Below are 4,100 nucleotides of genomic sequence, written 5' to 3' on the forward strand. Positions count from 1 at the left end.
ATCGATGGAATGCGGGAGTGATCCCCTACGCCGAGATGGGCTACTGGCAGCCCGACTACATCCCGAAGGACACCGACGTGCTGTGCGCCTTCCGGATCACCCCCCAGGAGGGCGTTCCACCGGAGGAGGCCGGCGCCGCGGTCGCCGGGGAGTCGAGCACCGCCACCTGGACGGTGGTCTGGACCGATCGCCTCACCGACTACTCGCACTACCAGGCCAAGTGCTACAAGGTCGACGCGGTGCCCGGGAGCCCCGGCCAGTGGATCGCCTACATCGCCTATGAGCTCGACTTGTTCGAGGAGGGCTCGATCGCCAACCTGACGAGCTCGATCATCGGCAACGTCTTCGGCTTCAAGCCCCTCAAGGCCCTGCGCCTGGAGGACATGCGGATCCCGGTCCACTACGTCAAGACGTTCCAGGGACCGCCGCACGGCATCGTCATGGAGCGTGAGCACCTGCAGAAGTTCGGACGCCCGCTGCTGGGGGCCACCACCAAGCCGAAGCTCGGCCTCTCGGCCAGCAACTACGGACGTGTCGTCTACGAGGCCCTGCGCGGCGGGCTGGACTTCACCAAGGACGACGAGAACGTGAACTCCCAGGCCTTCATGCGCTGGCGCGACCGCTACCTGTTCTGCATGGAAGCCGTCAACCGAGCCCAGGCGGCCACCGGCGAGATCAAGGGGCACTACCTCAACATCACCGCCGGCACGATGGAGCAGATGTACGAGCGGGCGGAGTTCGCCAAGGAGCTCGGCAGTGTCGTCGTCATGATCGATCTGACGATCGGCTACAGCGCGATCCAGTCGCTCGGGCTCTGGGCTCGCAAGAACGGTGTCCTGCTGCACCTGCACCGCGCCGGGCACGGCACCTACACCCGGCAGAAGACCCACGGCGTCAGCTTCCGCGTGATCTCCAAGTGGATGCGCCTCGCGGGCGTCGACCACATCCACGCCGGCACGGTCGTGGGCAAGCTCGAGGGCGACCCCAACGCCGTCGCGGGCTTCTACGACGTGCTGCGCAAGGACACGATCGCGGCCGATCCGGTGAAGGGCCTGTACTTCGACCAGGACTGGGCGTCGATGCCGGGCGTCATGCCGGTGGCATCGGGTGGTATCCACGCGGGCCAGATGCACCAGCTGATCCATCACCTCGGCGAGGACGTCATCCTGCAGTTCGGCGGCGGCACCATCGGCCACCCGATGGGCATCGCGGCCGGCGCCGAGGCTAACCGCGTCGCCCTCGAGACCATCATCAAGGCGCGCAACGAGGGCGTCGACTACCTGAGGGAGGGTGAGGTCATCCTCAAGAAGGCAGCCACCAAGAACCGCGCGCTGGACACCGCGCTGGCCACCTGGGGTGACATCACGTTCAACTACGAGTCCACCGACACCCCCGACGTCGTCGCGACGCCGACGAACGCCTGAGGAGGGCGACGATGCGCATCACGCAAGGCACCTTCTCCTATCTGCCCGACTTCACCGACGACGAGATCCTCAAGCAGATCGCCTACGCGCTGAGCAATGACTGGCCGCTGTCGGTCGAGTACACCGACGACCCGCACCCGCGCAACAACCTGTGGGAGATGTGGGGGCTTCCGATGTTCGACCTCAAGGACCCGGCGGGAGTCCTGCTGGAGGTCAACGCGTGCCGCACGGCCCACCCGAACACCTACATCAAGCTCATCGCCTATGACGCCACGCTGGGCCGGCAGACCACCGCGCTGTCGTTCATCGTGCAGCGGCCCGAGGACGAACCCGGCTTCCGCCTCGAGCGCCAGGAGGGGCCCGACCGCACCGTCCGGTACACGACCCACTCCTACGCGACCCAGCGTCCCGTCGGGGACCGCTACCCGCGGAGCTGAGAGATGACAGGCGGATCGCCGTCCGAGGCAGCGGCAGGTCGCCGCGCCTTCGGCATGAGGCCCGCAGCAGCAACCGCCGGCCCACAACTCGATCGGGATCCGCTGCCGGAAGGGCCGGCTCCCGATCTGCTCCCTGCCGACGCTGTGGTCGACCTGACCGCGGTGCGGAGGGAGGCCGGCATCGACGACGTCCTCGCTTCATTGGACCGTGAGCTCGTCGGACTGGTGCCGGTCAAGACGCGGATCGCCGAGATCGCGGCCCTGCTGCTGATCGACCGGACACGGGAACGGTTCGGCATCACAGCACCCCAGCCCACGTTGCACATGAGCTTCACGGGCAACCCGGGCACCGGCAAGACCACGGTCGCCGTCCGGATGGCGGACCTGCTGCACCGTCTCGGTTACCTGCGCAGGGGCCACCTCGTCACCGTCACCCGTGACGATCTCGTCGGCCAGTACGTCGGGCACACCGCGCCCAAGACGAAGGACGTGATCAAGCGGGCGATGGGCGGCGTGCTGTTCATCGACGAGGCCTACTACCTCTACAAGGCCGAGAACGAGCGGGACTACGGTGGCGAGGCCATCGAGATCCTGCTGCAGGTGATGGAGAACAACCGTGACGACCTGGTCGTCATCCTCGCCGGCTACGCGGACCGGATGGACACCTTCTTCGCGGCCAACCCCGGGATGCAGAGCCGGATCGCTCATCACATCACCTTTCCCGACTACTCCGTCGGGGAACTCGAGGAGATCAGCGTCCTGATGACCTGCGCTCTCGGGTACCGGTTCTCCGACGAGGCCCGCGAGGTGCTGCGGAGGTATCTCGACAAGCGCGTCGGGCAGCCGTGGTTCGCCAACGCGCGCAGCGTGCGCAACGCGGTGGAACGGGCCCGGCTGCGGCAGGCACGTCGTCTGCTGGAGCAGGCCGACCCCCGTGTCGACCTCGCCGCGCTCACCACGATCGAGGCGCCCGACCTGCTCGCCAGCCGGGTCTTCGACCGGGGCGACGACAGCTCCTCGCACGCCGGCCTCGGTGTTATTGGATCCGACGACGTGGACGCATACGGGAACGTCGTCGGGTGACCACCACTGCGCCGCTGCGCGCGCTCGTCGAGCTGGCCGACACCGGTTCGATCCGCGCAGCCGCGCAACGGCTGGTCGTCACCGAGTCATCCGTGTCGTCCGCGATCAGCGCGCTGGGCTCGGGTGGCGGGCTCCTGACAGCAGGGATGTCATATCTAATAGTGAAGTAAATCCACTATAATAGATTCATGACCGACCTCCTGCGCACTCCTGACAGAGCCGCTTTCGTGCCTCCGGATCCGGACTACTCCGCGGTGGCCGCGCTGATCATGGACCTGCAGAGCGTCGGTCTGCGACTGGAGACCGCGCTGGAGACCACCCGCAAGGGCGGCGCGGGACCATCGGACTCCGGAATGCTCTGGATCGAGGGCGTACCCGTCACCGTGCCACCCAACGACACCTCCCCCTACGCGCTCCGCGCCGAGGACGACGGCCAAGGCATCTACCGCGACGGCCTCAAGATCGCCTCCGTGGCCGGCACCGCCCGACCACGGTTCTACGACCTGCAGACCGCCGACGGCGTGCCCTACCACCAGATCGCGCTGCTACACCTGGACTCGCTCGCCTCCACCGTCGTGCAGGCCTGCAACTACTGGGGCAACCCCGACCAGTGCGGCTTCTGCGGCATCGGGCTCTCCCTCACCTCCGGCGCCACCATCGCGAAGAAAACCCCCGAGATGCTCGCCGAAGTCGCCGTCGCCGCCAAGGAACTCGACGGCGCGATCGACGCCACCCTCACCACCGGCTCCTCCATGGCCCCCGACCGCGGCGCCCTCTACGTCGCCACCTGCGGCCAAGCCGTCAAAGAAGCCGCCGGCCTACCGGTGGAAATCCAGTTCGAACCACCCCGCGACCTCTCGGTGATCAACCAGGTCCACGACATGGGCGTCGACGCCCTGGGCATCCACATCGAGACCTTCGACCCCGCCGTGCTCGCCAAGGTGGCCCCCGGCAAATACCGCACCGGCATCGAGACCTACTTCCGCACCTGGGAACACGCCGTCACCGTATTCGGCGAAGGCCGCGTCTCCACCTACGTCATCCTCGGCATGGGCGAAGACCCCCAGCTCACCATCGACGCCTGCAAACGCGCCATCGACATCGGCGTCTACCCCTTCGTCGTACCACTGCGACCCGTCGCCGGCTCACTGATGGA

Annotated in this window: 5 protein-coding genes; all 5 read left to right on the forward strand. The window is 67.2% G+C overall.

Annotated features, from left to right (window positions below; translation table 11 throughout):
* A partial coding sequence (locus tag JWR81_RS00835) for a form I ribulose bisphosphate carboxylase large subunit (RefSeq protein WP_297645416.1) occupies nt 1-1,424 on the forward strand: 1,424 nt, incomplete at its 5' end.
* Nucleotides 1,425-1,435: 11 nt separating this feature from the next.
* Nucleotides 1,436-1,861, forward strand: a complete 426-nt coding sequence (locus JWR81_RS00840; protein ID WP_297645419.1) for a ribulose bisphosphate carboxylase small subunit — start codon at nt 1,436-1,438, stop codon at nt 1,859-1,861.
* A gap of 144 nt (nt 1,862-2,005) precedes the next feature.
* Nucleotides 2,006-2,944 carry a CbbX protein gene (cbbX, locus tag JWR81_RS00845; RefSeq protein WP_297645422.1) on the forward strand — a complete coding sequence of 313 codons (939 nt, stop codon included), beginning with the start codon at nt 2,006-2,008 and terminating at the stop codon, nt 2,942-2,944.
* Entirely contained in the window at nt 2,941-3,114 is a 174-nt protein-coding gene (locus JWR81_RS00850) for a LysR family transcriptional regulator (RefSeq protein WP_297645425.1), read from the forward strand. The genes cbbX and JWR81_RS00850 overlap by 4 nt, the downstream gene beginning before the upstream one ends.
* 18 nt (nt 3,115-3,132) lie before the next feature.
* A partial coding sequence (locus JWR81_RS00855) for an MSMEG_0568 family radical SAM protein (RefSeq protein ID WP_297645429.1) occupies nt 3,133-4,100 on the forward strand: 968 nt, incomplete at its 3' end.

The organism is Pseudonocardia sp., from assembly GCF_025965585.1.
GTDB lineage: Bacteria > Actinomycetota > Actinomycetes > Mycobacteriales > Pseudonocardiaceae > Pseudonocardia.

Excerpts from the sequence above, each read along its gene's own strand:
- JWR81_RS00840 (WP_297645419.1), top strand. The coding sequence starts at position 1,436 with ATGCGCATCACGCAAGGCACCTTCTCCTATCTGCCCGACTTCACCGAC.